This window comes from Larkinella knui (genome assembly GCF_003858645.1).
Classification (GTDB): domain Bacteria; phylum Bacteroidota; class Bacteroidia; order Cytophagales; family Spirosomataceae; genus Larkinella; species Larkinella knui.
Genome location: NZ_RQJP01000002.1, coordinates 378,352 through 394,105 on the forward strand (window position 1 = coordinate 378,352; position 15,754 = coordinate 394,105).

A 15,754-nucleotide genomic window follows, 5' to 3' on the forward strand; every position below is an offset into this window, starting at 1 on the left:
GACGTGAAAAACCGGTATGCGACCCCATTTCGATCATTCCCTTCCTCCAACGCCAACTGACGCAACACCCGCGCCAGCCGGTGCACCGCGCCCATTCGTCACTTCCGAAGGCATCAAAATAAAACCGCACTTCGAACCTGTCGACATCGCCAATGCGCAGCACCTCGGTTCGGTGGCCGGAATACCGCCTTTTTTGCGTGGCCCCTACAGCAGCATGTACCTGACGCAACCGTGGACCATCCGCCAGTATGCCGGTTTTTCCACCGCCGAAGCGTCCAACGCCTTCTACCGACGGAATCTGGCAGCCGGGCAGAAAGGGCTTTCCGTTGCGTTCGATCTGGCCACCCACCGGGGTTACGATTCCGATCATCCGCGCGTGGTGGGCGATGTCGGCAAAGCCGGGGTTGCCATCGATACCGTTGAGGATATGAAGATTTTGTTCGACCAGATTCCGCTCGATCACATGTCGGTATCGATGACCATGAACGGGGCCGTATTGCCCATTCTGGCGTTTTACATCGTGGCCGCCGAGGAGCAGGGCGTCCGGCCGGAGCAGTTGTCGGGAACCATCCAGAACGACATTCTGAAAGAGTTTATGGTTCGGAATACGTACATCTATCCGCCCGAACCGTCGATGCGGCTGGTTGGCGATATTTTTGCGTACACGAGCCGCTACATGCCCAAATTCAACTCCATTAGCATCAGCGGCTACCACATGCACGAAGCGGGTGCCCCCGCCCACATCGAACTGGCCTACACACTGGCCGACGGGCTGGAATACATTCGGACAGGTTTGAAAGCCGGCATGAACATCGACGACTTCGCGCCCCGGCTGTCGTTTTTCTGGGGAATCGGCATGAATCATTTCATGGAAATCGCCAAAATGCGGGCGGCCCGGGTTCTGTGGGCTGCGCTTGTTAAGCAATTTAATCCCAAAAATTCAAAATCGCTGGCGTTGCGAACGCACTGTCAGACAAGCGGGTATAGCCTGACGGAGCAGGATCCGTTCAATAATGTAGCCCGAACCTGCGTTGAAGCTCTGGCGGCCGTGTTGGGTCATACGCAATCGTTGCACACCAATTCGCTGGACGAAGCCATTGCGTTGCCCACCGATTTTTCGGCCCGAATTGCCCGGAATACGCAGTTGTATCTGCAATACGAAACCGACATTACGTCCGTGGTTGATCCGTGGGGCGGTTCGTATTACGTCGAATTTCTGACCGATCAACTGATCCAGAAAGCTTGGGCGTTGATTCAGGAAGTCGAAACGCTGGGCGGGATGACCAAAGCCATCGAAACCGGTTTGCCCAAACTACGCATCGAGGAAGCAGCCGCCCGCAAACAGGCCCGGATCGATTCGGGAAAAGATGTCATTGTCGGTGTCAACAAATACCGCCCCGAATCCGAACGGGAACTTGAACTGCTGGAAGTTGACAATCAGGCCGTTCGCGAAGGGCAGATCCGGCGGATTAACGAAGTTAAAGCCAGCCGGAACCCGGAAAAAGTAGAAGCCGCACTCGAAGCCATCACCGAAGCCGCTCGTACGGATTTGCAATCCGCAGCCGACAACCTCCTGGCCCTTGCCATTGAAGCCGCCCGTTGCCGGGCCACGTTAGGTGAAATTTCATACGCTATGGAAAAAGCATTTGGCCGTCACAAAGCCACCATTCGGTCGGTGTCCGGTATTTATTCCGCCGAGGTATCCGACGATGAAAACTTCCGGCTCGCCCGCCAGCTAACCGACCGTTTTGCCGAACGGGAAGGCCGCCGTCCGCGCATACTGGTGGCCAAAATGGGCCAGGATGGGCACGACCGGGGTGCTAAGGTGATTGCAACCAGCTTTGCCGATCTGGGCTTCGATGTCGACATGGGGCCGCTGTTTCAAACGCCGGAGGAAGTGGCCCGGCAAGCCGCCGAAAACGATGTTCACCTCGTTGGCGTGTCGAGTCTGGCGGCCGGTCACAAAACCCTCGTTCCCCAATTGATCGAAGAACTGAAAAAGATCGACCGCGACGACATTATGGTGATTGCCGGGGGCGTTATTCCCGCGCAGGATTACCAGTTTCTCTATGATGCGGGCGTGAAAGGGGTTTTTGGGCCTGGAACGGTGATTTCCGTGGCGGCTCAGAAGATCTTGAACGAGTTGATGCCGGGGTTGGATCAGGGATAGCTTGTAAACGGTTTTTTCGTATTTTTATAAAAATTCACATTGGCCATGTTTTCAAGTCGAGTTGCTGATTTACTGGAAGCTCCGGATGCCAAACTAGTCATCGAACGTGCACAGGCTATTTTGAACGACGAATCGCAACGACGTCGGGAATTTCGGGAATGGCTGCGGGATGACGTAAAGGCGGAATTTATTAATGGGACGGTGGTGATGCATTCGCCTGTTAAGCGAAGACATCTTGAGGCTTCCAAATACCTGGTCAATTTGCTTCAAAACTATGTTGCCATACATAATTTGGGAGAAGTAGACTTTGAAAAAGCACTAGTAGCTTTAAGTCGCAACGACTACGAACCCGATATTTGCTACTGGAACAAAGAAATAGCCGCATCGTTTCATGACGATCAGATGGAGCATCCCGCTCCGGATCTGATCGTCGAAATTTTGTCCCGGACCACTACGGGCCGCGACCGGGGAATAAAATTCGAAGACTATGCCGCCCACGGCGTCCGGGAATACTGGATGATCGACCCGGTTCGTCAGTCGCTGGAGCAGTATAAACTGGACGAAGATGTAATGGCTTTTGAGGAAGTGGCGGTTTTATTTCGTGAGGATACCCTCGAAAGTCTGACAATACCCGGTTTTCGAATTCCCGTTCGGGCCATTTTCGATAAGGCCGTCAACATGCTCACCTTACAGGAATTGATCACGAGATGATAGGTTCTTAATCCCGCACCGGAAACCGGCCCAACTGGCCTTCCAGATCCGTGATAGCCCGCTGCAACTCATCATCATTCGGCATGACCGACAACCAGAACGGTTTTGACTGGTCATTGTACCAATCCGGAGCCGCTTCCTGATCGAGCTTGATGCCGAACGCATAGCCACTCAAACCGCTCGAAGCGTTTTTGAATCCCAAACACGGTTCGACAAACGAAAGCCGGGGCGACAACTGGCGTTGTGAAGCCACCGAACGCATCCAGTTGATCAGTAATTCAACTTCCCAGGTCGATAACAAGGGGGCCGTAGTGGTATATTCCTTATTCTGATAACGAGCTTTCAAGCTGATTAACAACCAGTTACGATCCATAAAGTACTTTGAATCGCTGTATTCATAATCCAGAATATCAAGTTCAAATGAAGCTTCGGGGCCAGTCAGTTTCATGGGTCATCCAATCTGTCGATCTGCCGAAAACGGATCGAAGTTAATACACTGTAAAATCTCGCAGAGCAGTTCAGGCACGGGGCAGCCAGGGTGTAGCGGGAAACAGAACGTAGAAAACTCTGGTCTCAACGCTTAACCCAAGCCATTCAAACACGACCAATACCAGGTTTGGACAGGAAAGTAAAAATACAAAAGCGACCGGATAATATAGTATTTTCGGCTTAAAAAATTTAACCGGCGGAGAAATAATTCAAAGTCACCACTTTATAGTCGGATAAACGAAATTAAGTAGCGGTTGTACACGAACATTTTTTTTGTGTTATTGGAATAGTCGTTAATTTCACCTGTCCAAACTTCCTGTGAAGATACAGTTCACCACAAGCCATTGACTTTATGTCTACCAAACGAGTACTGATTGCCGAAGATAGCTCCGTTATCCAGAACCTTGCCCGAAAAATTCTTGAGTTTCAGAATTACGACATCACCTCCGTCAAAAATGGGGAGCAGGTCTTACAGATTCTGGAGAAGGAAGATTTTAGCATCATCCTGCTGGATATTAACATGCCGGTTATGGATGGGATGGAATGCGTTCGCCGGGTGCGGGCACTCGCCGACAAAGAAAAAGCCGCCGTTCCGGTCGTTGCCATTACCGGGAACGCGAAAAATTATACGGAGGAAGAATTTAAAACCGCCGGCTTTAACGACGTCCTGGTAAAGCCGCTCAATTTCGACCGGCTGGTGGAGGTTGTGAATCAGCTAACGGATAAATAAGGGAAGCGAAGGATGGCGGAACAAGTAGCTTTTTTTCCGCCATCCTCCCTTCTGCTTGCTTCCTTATGGTTGTTACGCTGCTCGGAACAGGAACATCCTCCGGTGTGCCGCTAATCGGTTGTGCGTGTGAGGTTTGCCGCTCGCTTGACTTCCGGGACAAACGGTTGCGCACGTCCATTCATCTCGCCATTGATGGAAAAAGTTTTGTCGTCGATACCGGTCCGGATTTTCGACAGCAGATGTTGCGCACCGGTATCAACCGGCTGGATGCGGTAATTTTTACGCACGAACATAAAGATCATACCGCCGGGCTGGACGAAGTGCGGGCCTACAATTTTCTTCAGGGACAGGATATTCCCATCTACGCCGACCGGCGCGTTCTGAACCAGCTGCAAACGGAATACGCCTATATTTTCGCCGAAAAAAAGTATCCCGGTATTCCACGGCTTCAACTCAACGAAATCAGAAATGAAGTCTTTGAAATTGAAGGCGTCCGGTTCACGCCCATCGACGTGCTGCACCATCGGCTGCCGGTTTTCGGCTACCGAATCCACAATTTCACCTACCTGACCGACCTCAATTACATCTCCGACGAAGAGCTGGAAAAAGTGTATGGCACCCAGATTCTCGTCCTGGATGCGCTGCAAATCGAACCCCATATTTCCCATTTTACGCTCGATCAGGCCGTCGCGTTAGTGGAGCGTATTCGACCGGAACAGACCTATTTTGTCCACATGAGCCACAAAATTGGCCTGCACCGGGAGGTTGAAAAACGGCTGCCACTATCGATCCGGCTGGGGTACGACGGGTTGAAAATTGAAATCTAAACCTACCCCAACCGGTTCATCATTTCGATGCACGCCCGGCCGTTGTGGTAGGGGCATTTCCACATGCTGATTTTCGTGTTGCCAAGTACTTTATGGTTTTCGTCAATGCCGCTATACCACTCGCCGTTTTTCCTGTCTAGCATGTAGGTTTTAATGAACTCCCAGTTCTTCAGCGACTTATCCAGAAATTGCTTTTCTTTTGTTAACTGATACGCGTTCATAAATCCGACCATGGCTTCCGCCATCACCCACCACGAACGCTCACGGTTGAGGTGATTTTCTTTGGGATCGTATTCATAATTCATCCCGCCATCGGCTTCCAGACCGGTGGCAGCCGCCCGCGCCATTTTGACGGAAAGTGCCTTGATTCGTTTGATCAGGGCTTCATCGTGTAGGGCTTCGGCCGATTCGACCAGCAACCAGGAAGCTTCGATGTCGTGGCCGTAGGAAATGGCGGTTTTCCGGATTTTCCAGTCGTCGTCCATAAACAGATTCATCCGGTAGGTTTTCGGATCGACAATGTATTTCTCAAAATCAGTGATCAAACCCCGAATCTGCTGGTTCAGGCCTTTATCCGGCCAGGCCCGGTAGAGATTGGTGAAGGCCTCCAGAATGTGGAGGTGCGTATTCATGGTTTTGCTTTCGTGGTTGTCTTTTTTACTGATCACGTAATCATCCGCCATGCCCGACCAGTCGCGGGTCATGGATTCGTAAAAACCGCCCCGTTTGGGATCGTAGGCGTGTTTGACCATCAGGCCGTAAATCTCTTTGGCAAAATCCAGCGCAGGCTGGTGCTTGCTGGCCCGGTAATATTCGCTCAAGCCATAGATGGCGAACGCCTGACCGTATTGCTGTTTGAAGGTTTGCAGCGGCTCGCCTTTGTAATCGACGGACCAGTAAACTCCGCCGTGTTCCTTGTCGCGGAAGTGTTTATCGATGTATTTGTAAGCGCGTTCGGCGTAGGGAAGGTAGTCGTCGTGCTGGGTGTGCCGGGCGGCTGCGGCAAACGTCCAGGCGATTCGGCTGTTCAAAACAATGCCTTTGGCCGCATCGGTTTTCGGAACATTCTGGTAATCGACCTGGCCGTAATACCCCTCGATGGGGTCGGGACCGTATTTCTGCCAGTAAGCCAGAATGTCTTTTAATTCCTGATTGAGTTCCTGACGGATCGCTCGAAGGTCAAACATGATAAGGGTAGGAAAGGGACTATTGAATAACGAATATCGAACAATGACGTGAATTTATCTACTCCACTCCCCGATATTCGTTATTCAATAGTCCGTATTCACTATTGTTTTCACTACCCTTTAATTAATGGCCTGAATCGCTGCCACTCCGCGAACTACTGTGCCCGCTATGCCCCTGCCCTCCGCGTTCATGTTGCAGTTCCGACTTGGTTTTCTGGGTCTGGTCTTCGTCGGGCCCCTGTTTCGTTTTATCCTGGTTGGAACGCATTTTCTCCATGTTGGTCGTCATGGCCGATGTATCGCGCGCTTCGTAGTTGCGGGTTCGTTTGGAATTCCCTTGTTTATCATTCGAACCCGGCTGGTCGGTTGTTTTATTAGTTGCCATAGCCTTGAGTTTATTTAGTGATAAAGGTTAACGGATCGGCTGTCGCAATTGTTCGGATGAGTATGTTTGTGGACTATTAACGATCCAGCCCGTGCACACCAACTATTATTTTCTCCGTCAGCTTGCCCCAGCACTCCACCCGCACCTCTCCGGCCTGAAGCTGATGGAATGTTTTAGTCAGGATCGGGACGAACTGGTTTTGGTGTTTGCCCACGCCCGGGGAAAAGTTAATTTTTACCGCCCGTTTTTCATCAAAGCCACCCTCCGACCCGATTTTTCGGGCCTGCTGTTTCCCGAAACCATCCAGCGCGCCCGCATCAACAGCGTCAATCTGTTCGAGGACTTGTATGATCAGCCGGTGGTGGCCGTCCGCTCTTTTTTGAATGAACGGTGTCTGGCCATCACGCTGGAAGGCGGTTTTACGCTGGTGTTCAAATTTTTCGGAAACCGCCCCAATCTGCTGATTTTTTCGGGCGATACCGTCATCGATTTGTTCAACAACAAACTGGCCGCCGACACCCAGCTCGTTCTTTCTACCCTCGACCGCCCGCTCGATCAATCCTGGGAAGCCTACGAACAAAGCGGTTTCGACCACCGGAAGCTGTTTCCGACGTTTGGAAAACTCGTCAATGCGTACCTGGAAGAAAAAGGACTTTGGGAAAAAGGCGAACGGGAAAAGTGGGCGTTGATTCAGGAAACCGTTCAGCACCTGGAACAGCCGCGTTACTACCTCACGACGTTTCAACACAAACCGGCCCTTTCGCTGTTGCCGTACGGCGAACCGATTCGTCAGGAATTTACCGATCCGCTCGAAGCCAGCAACCGGTTTTTTGCCAGCTTCATGGGGCAAAATACGCTGGAACGCGAGAAAAGCGAAGCACTGCGTTTACTGGAAAAGCGATTGAAACGAACGCAGGCGGCCATCGACGCCAACCTGCAACGGCTCATCGGTCTGGACGAAGCGGTTAAGAATGAGGAAATTGCCAACATCCTGATGGCCAATCTGCACCAGATTCCCGAGAGTCCGGGAGCGCGGTCGCCGGAAGTGGTGGAACTGGACGATTTTTACCGGAATAAGCCGATCAAAATCAAACTCAAACCCGACCTGAGTCCGCAAAAAAACGCCGAGCATTATTACCGGAAAGCCAAAAACGAGAAAATTGAAACCAGTATTCTTCAGGAACAGATCGAAGCCCGGGAGCAGGAACTTCAGCAGATTCAGCAACAGATCGAACGGATCAGGCCCGTCGAATCGCTGCGGGAATTGCGGAAATACCTGAAAGGCAATCCGATTAAGGAAGAAAAAGCCGCCGACGGAACCGCCCCCCTGTTCAAACAGGTCATTCACGAAGGGTTTGTGATTCTGATTGGCCGTAACTCGAAAAATAACGATCTGCTTACCCAGCAATACGCCTACAAAGACGATCTGTGGCTTCACGCCCGCGATGTACCGGGTTCGCACGTCATCGTCAAATACAAAGCGGGCAAGACTTTTCCGAAAACCGTCATCGAGCGGGCGGCTGAACTGGCGGCCTGGTATTCCAAACGCCGGACGGATTCGCTGTGCCCGGTTATTTATACACCCAAGAAATTCGTCCGCAAACCCAAAGGACTGGCGGCCGGTCAGGTGAAAGTAGAAAAAGAAGAAGTGATTCTGGTGGTCCCCAAAGACGAGGGATTACTCAAAACCGCCTAAGCCCATGACATACCGTATTATCTTGTTAATCAGTAGCTTTCTTTTCACGAAGCCGGTTTTCTCCCAGATTGAAACCCTGAATCAGAAGGCCTCGGGCTACCGGGGAATCTGGTATTTTATCGGGGCGACCCACAACGAATATGCCTACAAATACAGTGGCGGTTTGGGCACGTATCCGGCCAACCATTATCCGTTCTCGGTGTATGCGCCAGCCGTCGGGCGGACGTTTTTCTGCTATGGCGGAGTAACCGATTCCAGTTCCCGGGAATTGTGTCACCTGGTCGGTTTCTTCGATCATAAAACCGGTCTGGTTTCGCGACCCACGCTTTTGCTCAACAAACAGACCGACGATGCCCACGACAACCCGGTTATTCAAGTGGATAGTCGGGGGTATATCTGGATTTTTTCTACCTCGCACGGAACCGAACGTCCGTCGTTTATTCACCGGAGCCGAAAACCGTACGATATCAGTGCCTTCGACCGGGTTGAAGCCACCCGCCGGGACGAACAAGGGAAAACCGTTCCGTTTACCAATTTTTCCTACCTGCAAACCTACTACCAGCCCGGTCGCGGCTTTTTCAATCTGATGACGCACTACGACCGGGGTGTGTTGCCATATGGCGCTACAAAACCCCGCCGGACGATCGCCTACATCACCAGTCCGGACGGGAGTACCTGGTCGGCCTGGCAGGACATTGCCACCATCGAAGAAGGTCATTACCAAAGCAGTGGACAACGGGGCCGTAAAATTGGCAGCGCCTTCAATTACCATCCCAACACGAAAGTGGGCGCCGGACTCGATTACCGCACCAACCTGTATTACGTGGAAACCGATGATTTTGGCAAAAGCTGGCATACCGCCAACGGCCAACCGGTTCAATTGCCCTTGAGCGACACGCTCAATCCGGCTCTGGTAAAAGCGTATCGAAACCGGGGTCGGAACGTGTACATCAGTGACGTCAATTACGATGCGGCCAATCGACCCATCATCCTGTATATCACCAGCAAAGGCCCGGAACCGGGACCCCAGAACGGCCCTTATGAATGGCATGTCGCACACTGGACCGGCAAGCAGTGGGCCATCCATACCGTTACGCAATCGGATCACAACTACGACATGGGTTCTCTGTATGTAGAGGGAACTGCGTGGCGAATCATTGGCCCGGCCGAAGCCGGACCGCAGCCGTTTGGCACGGGTGGTGAACTCTCGTTACTGGAAAGCCGCGATGCCGGAAAATCCTGGAAGAAGGTGAAAACCGTCACGCAGAACAGTGCCCGAAACCAGACCTATCCCCGGCGACCGGTGGCGGCCCATCCCGGTTTTTACGCGTTCTGGGCCGACGGCAACGCCCGAAAACCGTCGGCGTCTTTTCTGTATTTCTGCAATCAACAGGGTCAGGTGTTTCAGTTACCCACCGAGATGAAGGGTGATCTGGAAAAACCGGTGCCGGTTGGAAAGTGAAGAAAAATTACTTTTACGAATTAGCATTCTGTTTATTTCGCAATCAGGACCGCCTTCGTCAACCGCCGATCACCGGTGGTCAGCGTCAGGTTGTAGCGTCCCGTGGGCAGTTGCAGCACCGGCCAGGCAATCGTATGCCGGCCGGTTGTAAACGTATGCTCGGATAAACCAATGACTTCCTGACCTGCCAGATTGGTCAGGGTCAAACGTCCGGTAAATGGGTGGGAAACATCGACCTGAGCCGTCAGTTGCTCGCGGGCGGGATTGGGCAAAACCGTCAGCTGCGTTATCGAAACCGGGTCGTTCACGGCCGTAATCACTTCCATTACTTCGACCTGTTTCAAAATCCAGTTGTTGGGATCAATCTGAACGTCAGTCGGTTGTCCTTTCACTTTCAGCTCAAAAGTCTGATCGGCGCTGTTGTTCATGACCGTAAGCAGCGTATCGCCCACCGCAGTTTTCACCAAAACCGGTACGGGCATGGTAAAGAAAGTCGGGTTGGTGGTGTTCGTGGTCTGTTCCAGACGCAGTTGCACCTGGTATTGATTGGTTTGCCCTGCCAGAGCCCCGCTGCTCCATTTCACCCGATACGTCGGATAATTCTCGCCGTAAACCCATTGTTTGAAAAAATAGTCGAGCGGTTTTCCGTACACCTGCGATGCAATGGCGGCAAAATCTTCGGTTGTGGCCGATCCGTACGCAAACGGCGAAGCGGCATACGCCTGTAGAATTTCCCGAAATTTCTGATCGCCCACGACTCCCCGCAGCATGTGCAAAACGGTAGCGCCTTTGTAATACGTCCGGTTGGAATCAAAAATGTTGTTGACGTTTGTTAAATCCTGCACAAACAGGGTTCCACGGGCGCGTCGGGCCAGCAGCAGATACGAGCTCATGTAGGACCGGTACGCGGCTGTTCCGCCGGTGGCTTCCCGGTACAAGGCTTCTGCATAGGACGCAAATCCCTCGTTGAGCCAGATATGCTCCCAGGTTTTGCAGGTAATCTTGTCGCCAAACCACTGATGTGCCAGTTCATGCGCCATGATGTCCGAATTGAAGGCCCCCATCGAGCTGATGGTCTGGTGTTCCATTCCCCCACCCCAGCCAAACTGCGCATGGCCGTATTTTTCCTTCAGAAACGGATACGGCCCGAAGTATTTCGTAAATACATCCAGCATTGCCGTGGTCTGATCCAGCGTCTTTCTGAGGTTGTCGGTCAGGGCTTCCGGGTAAATATAGTGGGTCACCGGCATCGAGTCGGTGGCGGTGGGGCGAAACGTCTGTTCGTAGAGAACGTAATTGGACATCGCCACCGAAATCAGGTAATTGGCAATCGGGTAGCGGTTTTTCCAGCGGTAGGTGCGGGTGCTGTCGGCATGGTCGATCGTCCGTTCCAGGCGTCCGTTCGAAACCGATACAAATTGCTTCGGAGCGGTAATCCAGACGTCCGACGAATCGGCTTTATCGGCAGGGGTATCTTTGCAGGGAAACCAGTCGCGGGCGCCATACGGTTCGCTCAGGCTCCAGATAGCGGGCTGATTTTGCAAGCCATGCGTGCCGAATGCGAAACTCCCCAAACCGGTCGATCCCGGTACTCCCTGGTAATAAACCGTTACGGTCAGCTTCTGGCCTTTGGCGAGCGGTTGAACGGGTGTAATCGAAAGCTGGTTATTTTCCTGCGAAAACGGGAGTTTCTGCGTGCCGGTCTTCACCGAATCGACCTTCATATCGGTTGCCAAATCCAGAAAAAACCGGCTCAGATTGTCGCTAACGCTCGTTAGTCCGATGGTCACGGCCCCGCGCAGGTAGTTGGGCGTATACGTGAAGGTCAGGTCGAGTTTGTAATACGAAACGTCGATGGTGGCATCGCCGGGATACTGGATTCGGGCCGAACGATTGGCCTTCGCCAGCGACCCAAAGTAATTCAGGCGGGTGTGCTGGCAAGTTGCCACTCCATTGTCCGGTAATTGGGCAGATGCTGTCAGGCAAAATAAAAACAGGACCACAACGTGAACCTGCTTTCCGATTATTTTTTCAAGGAAACGTTTTTTCATACCTTATTTTTCTTCGTTCAGAATATCGCCGGGCAAGGCCTTGGGTTCGGCTTTCAGCGGGTCATATTGCTGCGTCAGTTCATTCAATTTCCGCTGCTCATTTTCGGGCAATTCGAGTTGCCAGCCCATCGAGTCGGCCAATTGATACATCATAAACTGAATCTGGTTGTTGGCAATCCGCGGCAAATCGCTCTCCATCGCCCGATCGAGCATGGTCTGTTTGGATTCATCGAGCAGCCGCGTATAATCTTCACTCCGAAAATGATTCAGATACCCCGGATCAATGTCGTAAAATTTATAGTCGGTATCAATCGACAACACCTGCGGTTCGGGAAACGACTCGATAATCAGTTTCTTTTCACCCAACTCCGGTTGCCGAAACCGGATCTTGGCAAAATCGAATCCGACCAGCACTTTGGCCTTTGCAATGATTAACGCTTTTTTGGGATCATTTATGAAATAGAGAAACTTTTTATCGTCCTGATAACTCAGTATTTCCGTAAAATATCCCTCGGCCATCACCACTTTAAAAACTTTCTCGATCCGATCCAGCAATACCGTCGATTCCTTGCGGACATCGGTTACCGGATTCGCCTTTTTTTTGCGCCACCAGTTTGAGACAGCCACGCCCCCAAAACCGCCTAACAGCAGCGTGATGAAAATAAATAACGTATTCGAAGACTCCATACAAGAGTTGGATAGTTAACGAAAGGTACAGACTTTTGCAGTACTACAAAAACAAACCGCTCTCAGTTAAGACGCCAGAAAATGGATTTAGTTTCTACTCCATGACGAATAAATTAGTGATTGTTATTGCCGGACCAACCGCCGTCGGAAAAACCAGTCTTGGCGTCCGGTTGGCAAAGGCGTTGCAAACGGACGTCGTTTCGGCGGATTCGCGCCAGTTTTACCGCGAACTTACGATCGGAACGGCCAAACCGACGGCAGACGAAATGCAGGGCGTACGACACCATTTCATTGATTCCCACAGCATTATGGAGCCGGTAAGCGCCGGTCAATACGAGCGGGAAGCCTTAACTGTTATTGACGATCTGTTTCAGAAAAAGAATGTGGTGATTTTGTCCGGCGGAACGGGCCTGTACATCAACGCCGTTTGTTTCGGGCTTGACGACGTTCCGCAAGCCGAACCCGATTTGCGCGCCGAACTGATGAACCGGCTCGAAACGGAAGGGCTGGAACCGCTCCGCGAACAACTCCGGCTGCTGGACCCGGTTTATGCCGAAACCGCCGATCTGCAAAATTCGCAGCGCGTTGTCCGGGCGCTGGAAGTCAGCATAAGTTCAGGAAAACCGTATTCCTCTTTCCGCAAACAGGATACCAACGGTCCCGCTTCCCGGCCATTCCAGACGGTTTTCATCGCTCTGGATCGTCCGCGCGACGAACTCTATGACCGAATCGACCGCCGGATGGATGAGATGCTCGCCCACGGGTTGATCGAGGAGGTTCGCTCGCTGCTGCCCTACCGCCAGTCTACGGCTTTGCAAACCGTTGGTTACAAGGAAGTTTTCGGGTATTTAGACGGCGACTATGATTACGCCGAAATGGTCCGGCTACTCAAACGCAACTCCCGGCGCTATGCCAAACGCCAGTTGACCTGGTTCCGACATCAGGGAAATTACCACTGGTTTGGGGCGGAGGAATATGAAGAAATCAGCAAAATGGTCGAAGGGCTTGCCAATTCGTTGAATTGAAAGGTGCAGTTATGACCCGAAGCCAGAGCGGCAATGACGGGATCGGGGCGTTTATTTCTGTATTTTTTACAGATTCGGAGGGTCGGCTAACAAATGGCAACGTAAAAGCGAATCAGGTTGTCTTTTAATTTGACATTTATTAGCCGACCTTATTCATTTATTACTGCGCTTTCCGCTCATTCTCGCGATAGGCCAGAATGCCGCCAATCAAGTTCCGAACATTGGAAAAACCGTTCTGTTCCAGAAATTGCTGCGCCCGTCCGCTCCGGGCACCCGACCGGCAGTAAATGATAATCTCGTCGTCTCTCAAGTCTTCCAAATCGTCGATCTGGCTGGGAAGACTTCCGAGTGGATACAGTTGTCCTCCCAGATTATCTTCATCAAATTCGTATTCTTCACGAACGTCGATCAGGTTGACTTTTTCGCCTTTGTCCAATCGTTCTTTGAGTTCCTGTGCGGTAATGTCCATCTCCGTGTTTATTTTTTGTAATTCTATGAATGGCAAAAGTAGGTTTACTTTCGGATAATTAATTTCTGCACAACGGTCTTTTTCCCATCCGACAACCGGACGAGGTAAAAACCATCGATCAAGTGATTGACATTCAATTGATTTTGCCCGGCCGTCGGGCGGGCGCTAACCACCAGCCGTCCGTTCACGTCAACGATGTCGATCTGCCGGATAGCCGGATTTTGCCAGATCAGGATACCCGCATTAGGATTCGGAAATACCATCAATTGCGTCAGGGCCGCCGGTTCGTCCTCGACGCCGGTGACGGGAGCTTCTTTTCCGGCCCCCATTACCGGCCGAATCATGGGCACTCCTCCCGGGTTGCTCGGGTCCCAGGACGAACCCCGGCCTTCAAAAATCTGGTTGCCAAACGGGCTATTTTTATCGAACCCAATGGCCACCACATAGTCTTCACTAACCTGCGTCCACCCGACGTAAAATGTATCGGTAACCGCAATGCCATAGTCGAGCGGAATGTCGACAAAGCCGCTGCGCGAATTGGCATAGCTGATTACGGCCGCCTTCTGATACAGCACCCGGCCCGGTTTTCCCCGGTCATCCGCGTACAGGCTAAAAACCGCAGCCTTCCCGGCAAGATTCGTTTTCACCGGTGCAAAGCAAACCCGCAGCGCCGACACCACATCCGGCTTGTTCAACAGAAACCGCATGGCGACCCGCCCCTGACGTTGCGTGTTCTGAATAGCGGCTTCGGCGGTGCCGTCGTCAAAAGCATAATAATTATCCAGAACCGTCACGGCAGCAATCGTGTCGTTTCGGCGGAGGTTGACGCCGGGAATGGTGTCGGTGGTTTGAACGGCAAACTGAGTTTGCAACAGGGCTTTCTGCCCCGCAAAACCGGCTGGCAACGGCAGCGGTTTCAGAGTCTTCGGTTGCGAACTGAGCGAAGCGATTCCTTCCGACGGCGATTGATATTGCTGCAAAACCGCCCCCGTCAGCTGGTCTTTGACAACGGCGCGATACGTTGTAAAGTTGAAGTTATTAAACAGATTGACAATATCGGTACGGATCGTATCGGCGGTTTCGCCAACCGGATTCAGCAGGTACTGTTTCAGCGGCATAGCCGAATACCGTTTCAAAAACGATGATACGGGCTGTCGGGTCGCAATGTCTTTGATGTACAGATTAGTGGCCGACCGGCCCCGGTTCATATAAATGTAGTCGAGATGCCAGCTGTCAAATGCGCCCGACGTTCGTCCAAAAGCCTGAAACCGGAACTGAAAAGCCGCGTGTAGAAACCGGGCCTGGTTTACGGCGACGAACGATTGGGTAAAGTTATTGCTGGCCGTATCGCCCGCCTGTTTCCAGACCGTCTCCCAGGTTCCCGCCGTAGTCAGAAACTGCAGTCGTAAAGAATCTTCGGCATCGGGAAGTTCACCCAGCCCTTTGCGCTGCCAGTAAAAACTCAGAAAAATGGCATCGGCGGCCGTTGTGCCCGAAAGATCGATCGGGTTGGTAGTCAGCGTATCGGTCGGCCCGGTGGCATTCTGATCGGTAAAATCGTAGGGTGTACCATTGGCCTTCAGGCCGTCGAAGGTGGCAACATTGATCGAAGGGTGGTTGATGGGCAGCGTATTGTTGATGTACACGTTGCTTGGCTGCCACAAAGCCGGATTGGGCCGGTCGGTTGCCGTCGCAAAATCGTCAAAAAAAGGCAATTTTACCGCCTGAATCCGGGCTCCGGCGGTTGCCGGTTTGGCTGCGGGGCCTTCATTTTGAAACGATTCGATGGGCACAATCTGAATCTGGGCCCCCGCCGTTGGCAGAAAAAAGTAAGTCATGAACACCAAGCTGCATGCATGCCTAAC

The 15,754-nt window shown here is 52.1% G+C and carries 14 protein-coding genes; 7 read left to right on the forward strand and 7 right to left on the reverse strand.

The genetic code is table 11. The features are described 5' to 3' along the window. The first annotated feature begins 16 nt into the window (after nucleotides 1–16). Nucleotides 17–2,170, forward strand: a complete 2,154-nt coding sequence (gene scpA / locus EHT87_RS10505; RefSeq protein WP_124906582.1) for a methylmalonyl-CoA mutase — start codon at nucleotides 17–19, stop codon at nucleotides 2,168–2,170. A 45-nt stretch (nucleotides 2,171–2,215) separates the two neighbouring features. After that, nucleotides 2,216–2,881, forward strand: a complete 666-nt coding sequence (locus tag EHT87_RS10510) for a Uma2 family endonuclease (protein WP_124906583.1) — start codon at nucleotides 2,216–2,218, stop codon at nucleotides 2,879–2,881. Nucleotides 2,882–2,888: 7 nt separating this feature from the next. Here the strand turns inward: EHT87_RS10510 and EHT87_RS10515 are convergent, their stop codons facing one another. Next, complete coding sequence (locus EHT87_RS10515) at nucleotides 2,889–3,329, reverse strand: WapI family immunity protein (protein WP_124906584.1); 441 nt, start codon at nucleotides 3,327–3,329, stop codon at nucleotides 2,889–2,891. A gap of 393 nt (nucleotides 3,330–3,722) precedes the next feature. Between EHT87_RS10515 and EHT87_RS10520 the strand changes: the two genes are divergently transcribed. Beyond that, nucleotides 3,723–4,100, forward strand: coding sequence for a response regulator (locus tag EHT87_RS10520; protein WP_124906585.1), 378 nt, complete (start codon nucleotides 3,723–3,725; stop codon nucleotides 4,098–4,100). A gap of 65 nt (nucleotides 4,101–4,165) precedes the next feature. Beyond that, nucleotides 4,166–4,927: an MBL fold metallo-hydrolase gene (locus EHT87_RS10525; RefSeq protein WP_124906586.1), complete on the forward strand. Its 762-nt coding sequence runs from the start codon at nucleotides 4,166–4,168 to the stop codon at nucleotides 4,925–4,927. Nucleotides 4,928–4,929: 2 nt separating this feature from the next. Here the strand turns inward: EHT87_RS10525 and EHT87_RS10530 are convergent, their stop codons facing one another. Together EHT87_RS10530 and EHT87_RS10535 are read right to left on the reverse strand one after the other, a co-directional pair. Then, on the reverse strand, nucleotides 4,930–6,114 hold the full coding sequence (locus EHT87_RS10530) for an AGE family epimerase/isomerase (RefSeq protein ID WP_124906587.1): 1,185 nt from the start codon (nucleotides 6,112–6,114) through the stop codon (nucleotides 4,930–4,932). Between the two features lie 124 nt (nucleotides 6,115–6,238). Then, nucleotides 6,239–6,499, reverse strand: a complete 261-nt coding sequence (locus tag EHT87_RS10535) for a hypothetical protein (protein ID WP_124906588.1) — start codon at nucleotides 6,497–6,499, stop codon at nucleotides 6,239–6,241. A 91-nt stretch (nucleotides 6,500–6,590) separates the two neighbouring features. On the opposite strand from EHT87_RS10535, the gene EHT87_RS10540 reads away from it, so the two are divergent. Next, nucleotides 6,591–8,195: an NFACT RNA binding domain-containing protein gene (locus tag EHT87_RS10540; RefSeq protein ID WP_124906589.1), complete on the forward strand. Its 1,605-nt coding sequence runs from the start codon at nucleotides 6,591–6,593 to the stop codon at nucleotides 8,193–8,195. Nucleotides 8,196–8,199: 4 nt separating this feature from the next. Further along, nucleotides 8,200–9,657 carry a BNR-4 repeat-containing protein gene (locus EHT87_RS10545; protein ID WP_124906590.1) on the forward strand — a complete coding sequence of 486 codons (1,458 nt, stop codon included), beginning with the start codon at nucleotides 8,200–8,202 and terminating at the stop codon, nucleotides 9,655–9,657. 32 nt (nucleotides 9,658–9,689) lie between these two features. Here the strand turns inward: EHT87_RS10545 and EHT87_RS10550 are convergent, their stop codons facing one another. Then, the gene (locus tag EHT87_RS10550; RefSeq protein WP_124906591.1) at nucleotides 9,690–11,708 is read right to left on the reverse strand and encodes a M1 family metallopeptidase; all 2,019 of its coding nucleotides are present in this window, start codon (nucleotides 11,706–11,708) and stop codon (nucleotides 9,690–9,692) included. 3 nt (nucleotides 11,709–11,711) lie between these two features. Continuing rightward, the gene (locus EHT87_RS10555; RefSeq protein WP_124906592.1) at nucleotides 11,712–12,395 is read right to left on the reverse strand and encodes a DUF4230 domain-containing protein; all 684 of its coding nucleotides are present in this window, start codon (nucleotides 12,393–12,395) and stop codon (nucleotides 11,712–11,714) included. A gap of 101 nt (nucleotides 12,396–12,496) precedes the next feature. Between EHT87_RS10555 and miaA the strand changes: the two genes are divergently transcribed. Beyond that, nucleotides 12,497–13,420 (forward strand): tRNA (adenosine(37)-N6)-dimethylallyltransferase MiaA, encoded by a 924-nt coding sequence (gene miaA, locus EHT87_RS10560; RefSeq protein WP_124906593.1) that lies wholly within the window; start codon nucleotides 12,497–12,499, stop codon nucleotides 13,418–13,420. Nucleotides 13,421–13,580: 160 nt separating this feature from the next. Here miaA and EHT87_RS10565 read toward each other — a convergent pair whose 3' ends face one another. Together EHT87_RS10565 and EHT87_RS10570 are read right to left on the reverse strand one after the other, a co-directional pair. Then, entirely contained in the window at nucleotides 13,581–13,889 is a 309-nt protein-coding gene (locus tag EHT87_RS10565) for a rhodanese-like domain-containing protein (RefSeq protein ID WP_124906594.1), read from the reverse strand. 44 nt (nucleotides 13,890–13,933) lie between these two features. Beyond that, on the reverse strand, nucleotides 13,934–15,727 hold the full coding sequence (locus EHT87_RS10570; RefSeq protein WP_185716184.1) for a T9SS type A sorting domain-containing protein: 1,794 nt from the start codon (nucleotides 15,725–15,727) through the stop codon (nucleotides 13,934–13,936). Between the last annotated feature and the right edge of the window lie 27 nt (nucleotides 15,728–15,754).

Excerpts from the sequence above, each read along its gene's own strand:
- scpA (WP_124906582.1), top strand. The coding sequence starts at position 17 with ATGCGACCCCATTTCGATCATTCCCTTCCTCCAACGCCAACTGACGCA.
- EHT87_RS10510 (WP_124906583.1), top strand. The coding sequence starts at position 2,216 with ATGTTTTCAAGTCGAGTTGCTGATTTACTGGAAGCTCCGGATGCCAAA.
- EHT87_RS10515 (WP_124906584.1), bottom strand. The coding sequence starts at position 3,329 with ATGAAACTGACTGGCCCCGAAGCTTCATTTGAACTTGATATTCTGGAT.
- EHT87_RS10520 (WP_124906585.1), top strand. The coding sequence starts at position 3,723 with ATGTCTACCAAACGAGTACTGATTGCCGAAGATAGCTCCGTTATCCAG.
- EHT87_RS10525 (WP_124906586.1), top strand. The coding sequence starts at position 4,166 with ATGGTTGTTACGCTGCTCGGAACAGGAACATCCTCCGGTGTGCCGCTA.
- EHT87_RS10530 (WP_124906587.1), bottom strand. The coding sequence starts at position 6,114 with ATGTTTGACCTTCGAGCGATCCGTCAGGAACTCAATCAGGAATTAAAA.
- EHT87_RS10535 (WP_124906588.1), bottom strand. The coding sequence starts at position 6,499 with ATGGCAACTAATAAAACAACCGACCAGCCGGGTTCGAATGATAAACAA.
- EHT87_RS10545 (WP_124906590.1), top strand. The coding sequence starts at position 8,200 with ATGACATACCGTATTATCTTGTTAATCAGTAGCTTTCTTTTCACGAAG.
- EHT87_RS10550 (WP_124906591.1), bottom strand. The coding sequence starts at position 11,708 with ATGAAAAAACGTTTCCTTGAAAAAATAATCGGAAAGCAGGTTCACGTT.
- EHT87_RS10555 (WP_124906592.1), bottom strand. The coding sequence starts at position 12,395 with ATGGAGTCTTCGAATACGTTATTTATTTTCATCACGCTGCTGTTAGGC.
- miaA (WP_124906593.1), top strand. The coding sequence starts at position 12,497 with ATGACGAATAAATTAGTGATTGTTATTGCCGGACCAACCGCCGTCGGA.
- EHT87_RS10565 (WP_124906594.1), bottom strand. The coding sequence starts at position 13,889 with ATGGACATTACCGCACAGGAACTCAAAGAACGATTGGACAAAGGCGAA.
- EHT87_RS10570 (WP_185716184.1), bottom strand. The coding sequence starts at position 15,727 with ATGACTTACTTTTTTCTGCCAACGGCGGGGGCCCAGATTCAGATTGTG.